Source organism: Fimbriimonadia bacterium (assembly GCA_039961735.1).
Lineage (GTDB): Bacteria > Armatimonadota > Fimbriimonadia > Fimbriimonadales > JABRVX01 > JABRVX01.
This window is the reverse complement of sequence record JABRVX010000026.1, coordinates 1-3,439: the sequence shown is the minus strand read 5'-3', so window position 1 is coordinate 3,439 and position 3,439 is coordinate 1. Positions and strand designations below refer to the sequence as shown.

Annotated in this window: 3 protein-coding genes; 2 read left to right on the top strand and 1 reads right to left on the bottom strand. The window is 62.0% G+C overall.

Features of this window, described 5'->3' with window-relative positions:
- The first annotated feature begins 173 nt into the window (after nt 1–173).
- Both HRF45_07965 and HRF45_07960 read left to right on the top strand, forming a co-directional pair.
- The gene (locus HRF45_07965) at nt 174–467 is read left to right on the top strand and encodes a hypothetical protein (GenBank protein ID MEP0766458.1); all 294 of its coding nucleotides are present in this window, start codon (nt 174–176) and stop codon (nt 465–467) included.
- 243 nt (nt 468–710) lie between these two features.
- Entirely contained in the window at nt 711–1,856 is a 1,146-nt protein-coding gene (locus HRF45_07960) for a Fic family protein (protein ID MEP0766457.1), read from the top strand.
- 338 nt (nt 1,857–2,194) lie between these two features.
- Here HRF45_07960 and HRF45_07955 read toward each other — a convergent pair whose 3' ends face one another.
- Nucleotides 2,195–3,151, bottom strand: coding sequence for a tyrosine-type recombinase/integrase (locus HRF45_07955; protein ID MEP0766456.1), 957 nt, complete (start codon nt 3,149–3,151; stop codon nt 2,195–2,197).
- Nucleotides 3,152–3,439: the final 288 nt, after the last annotated feature.

The window sequence follows — 3,439 nt, the reverse complement described above, 5'->3', positions numbered from 1 at the left end:
CTCCCACCCTTCTCTGCCGACGACGGTCGGCACCTATTGATCATCATCACCCGCGGTGACCGCCGCGACTCGCCGGCTACCGATCACCTAGCAGAAGCCGAGGGGTCTCCTGCAACTGCACTGCACCCAGCTGAGGCGCGCTCAGTCACCACGAACGATGGGAGGCTCCCGACATGAGGAGTCCTCTCAAGACACTCGACAAGCGACTGCGAGAAGCGGAGGCCGCACCCCCGCCACCCATGCCTCCGCACGTCACGCCCCGGCAACGAGCGAACCTCGAAGCGACGATCGGCTACCGGCGATGGGCCGAGCTCGCTACCGGGAAGAGGACGCACCTAACGATCTCTTCGGGCAGATGGCAGAAGTGGTGCGATCTGCAGAAGGTGAGAGGAGCGGTCCCACCCCTCGAAGGACCAGGCATCCCCGATCTCGACGTGCTGATCCTGAAACACGAAGACCCCGACTAGGACGTCTCAGTTATCTGGAGGGGCGGCAGGCGAAGCAGGGCCTGAGGCTCCGACCCGTGGCCCACCCTCCGATTGCGGTGAAGCCAGCGCCCCCGGTTGTCGGCTGGCTTGTTCAGCCGGGCGTCGGAGGATTGGCTTGCTGCACGAAGTCGTGGCCAGCGCTTTCACCTTAGTGCACTTCTTGCCATAAGCCGCGCCCTTATTGCAATTATGGTGCATTTCTGCAATAATAGGCGAGATGCGATGAACAGGACACCGGGAACCTACCGACCAATCGCCGTAATGGGGAAGCAGTACAACGCCTTCATTCCTAACCCGCTGCCGCCCCGGATGCGCCTCTCGGCTGCGACCGAGCGCGCAGTGGAAGAGGCGACGCGGCTCTTCGGCAGAGTTGACTCCTATCGCGATTTCATCGACATTCTCCCTGTGGTTGGCCTCCTGCACTTCACCTCTTTGCGCAGGGAGGCCCTTGCGAGTTCAACCATTGAGGGCACCATCACGACGCCGGAAGCGCTGCTTCGTTTCGAGACCTCGGGCGAAGACGAGGGCGACCACTCAGTACGCGAGGTTGCGAACTACCGTGCCGCACTTCAGTGGGGGCTCGAGGAGCTAGATTCGCGGCCCCTGACCGTGGAGTTCATACGCAACCTACATGCACGACTGATGTTCAGAGTCCGCGGCGCGTCGGGGGCTGGCGAGTTCAAGCGAAACCAGAATGCCATCGGGTCGGGTCCGGACGACACCATAGACGAGGCTGTCTACATCCCTCCGCCGCCCGAGGCCACCCTCGACCTAATGTACGCGCTGGAGCGATACATCAACTCCGAGAATGACGAGAGGCGCGTGGTGCAGGTCGCGTTGGTTCACTACCAGTTCGAGTCGATACATCCGTTCAGCGATGGCAACGGTAGGGTTGGCAGGCTGCTGATCGTGCTCCAGCTCATCCAGACCGGGCTCATTCGCGGACCGATGATCTATCCTAGCGTGTACTTCGAGCGCAACCGCCAGGCCTACTATCATCACCTTCAGAGCGTTCGTGAGGGCGGTGACTGGGATGCTTGGGTCCGATTCTTTGCCGAAGGGATGATCCAGCAAGCCAAGCACAGCATTGAGCTCAGTCGAACCGTGCTGGCGCTTCGCGACGAGATATACAAGCGCGTCGCTGGCATCCGGAGAAGGGCCTCGGTGGCTGCAGTACTGGATGCGTTCTTCTCGGACCCGATACCTAGGGTCGCGGACATCATGCGAATCTCGGGCATCAAGTCTCCTCACACTGTACAGGTAGCTCTTCAGGCATTACAGGAGCAGGGACTGGTTGTGGAGTTGTCCGGGAAGCTTAGGGGGCGTCAGTACGCATGTAAGCCGTTACTCGATGTCGCGTTCTCATAATCCAGCAGCCCCGCCTAGAGCTGGCTGTCCACCCACCTCGCTTTGGTCCTGTACTGTTAGCCACCTGACCGTGTGATTCAATCAGAAGGAGCGGAGCCCGTGCGTCTGGGCAGCACGGACGCTCTCGATTCTGACTCCCAGGCACGATCCGGTCGATTAATGTCAACGCAGAATTGGGCGGAGCGATCAGTATCTCGGGGTGGAGTCGCTGCGTCGACACTTGCGGGTCCGAGCAGCTTCTGGGGCAGCCGATCTCGGCAGCGGATCGCGCTGACCACCAGGCTGCGCTCATGTGCCGGGGCAGGAGCACTCAGCATGTGCCGGCGACCTCGACGGCCTCAGGCAAGCTCCGACAGCAGGCGGGTTGCTCTTCCCTGCAAGTCCTCGCGGGCGTCGTCGTAGATCATCAGCGTTTCCAGCTTGGAGTGCCGGCTCAGCTTCTGCGCACCGCGGACGTCGCCGTTCGTCGCGAGCAGGTACGCCGTGATGCTTGTGTGCCGCCAGCGGTGCGGGCTGAAGTGCTTGAGACCTGCGAGCTCCGCATACTCCTTGACGATGTGTGCCACGGTCCAGTCCTTGAGCCCTTGGTGACGGCCGTCCTTGAAACGGTTGCAGGAGAGGAAGAGCGACGGGTGGTTGTCGTCGCGAGCGGCGAGGTAGTCCTGGATGGCCGCTACCACTCGATCGCTCAGCGTCATAAGCACCGCCTGAGTGCCCTTCCCCTTCCCATGCACCGAGAGCGTCTTGGCGACGGGGTCGAAGTCGAAGCGTTGCAGCTTGCACACCTCGGTTCGTCGAAGTGCCAGCTCCCACAGAAGCCGGAGGATCGCCGCGTCCCGTTTGCCCTTCACCGTCGTGGTGTCGGGAAGAGAGAGCATCAGCGCCGCCGTCTCCGTGGGCACTCCCCTTGTGTCCCGGTACTGCTGCACCTTCTCGCCCGGAACCAGTCCGTGCGGGTTTACCTCGGTCAGCCCAAGCTGGCGAGCAACCCGCAGAAGTGACCACACTGCCGAGAGCCTTCGGTTCAGCGTCACCTCCGCGACGCCTCGCTCCAATTGGTCCACCTTGAAGGCCAGAAGCGCTCTGGTGACGCAGGCGGTGTCCAGCCGAAAGAACTGGGCGACCGTCTCGGGTGTCGGCGGACTCCCGGTGTGGAAGCGGAAGAACTGGTTCAGGTCGCGCTGGTAGGCGAGGCGGGTGACCTCGCTACGCTTGGTGCAAAGAAGCATCTCCAGCGCGTCTGTGGGCGCCACAGGCGCCTCAAACGGCGTTCTTGGCGCAAGCTCGTTGGCCATGGCCTCAACCTCCTGTTGGTCACGCAAATGACCATTATCGTGACCACACCTGTACCATGACTTCGCCCAGAAGCCCAGGTGCGCAGAGCACAATCCTCGCTTCTTTTCCGCGGCTGTCCATGGAGCCGCATCGTCGGGCAGAATGCCCTGCGGAGACACACCGCGTGGGCTTCGGGCGTGTAGCGCTTGCGACCGAAGGACTTGCCTGGGCTCGCAAGGATTGACGTTGCGCAGACTCTGCGACATTCGTTGTGCGATTCTTTGGCGAGTGTCTTGACAACGCGGACA

Excerpts from the sequence above, each read along its gene's own strand:
- HRF45_07965 (MEP0766458.1), top strand. The coding sequence starts at position 174 with ATGAGGAGTCCTCTCAAGACACTCGACAAGCGACTGCGAGAAGCGGAG.
- HRF45_07960 (MEP0766457.1), top strand. The coding sequence starts at position 711 with ATGAACAGGACACCGGGAACCTACCGACCAATCGCCGTAATGGGGAAG.
- HRF45_07955 (MEP0766456.1), bottom strand. The coding sequence starts at position 3,151 with ATGGCCAACGAGCTTGCGCCAAGAACGCCGTTTGAGGCGCCTGTGGCG.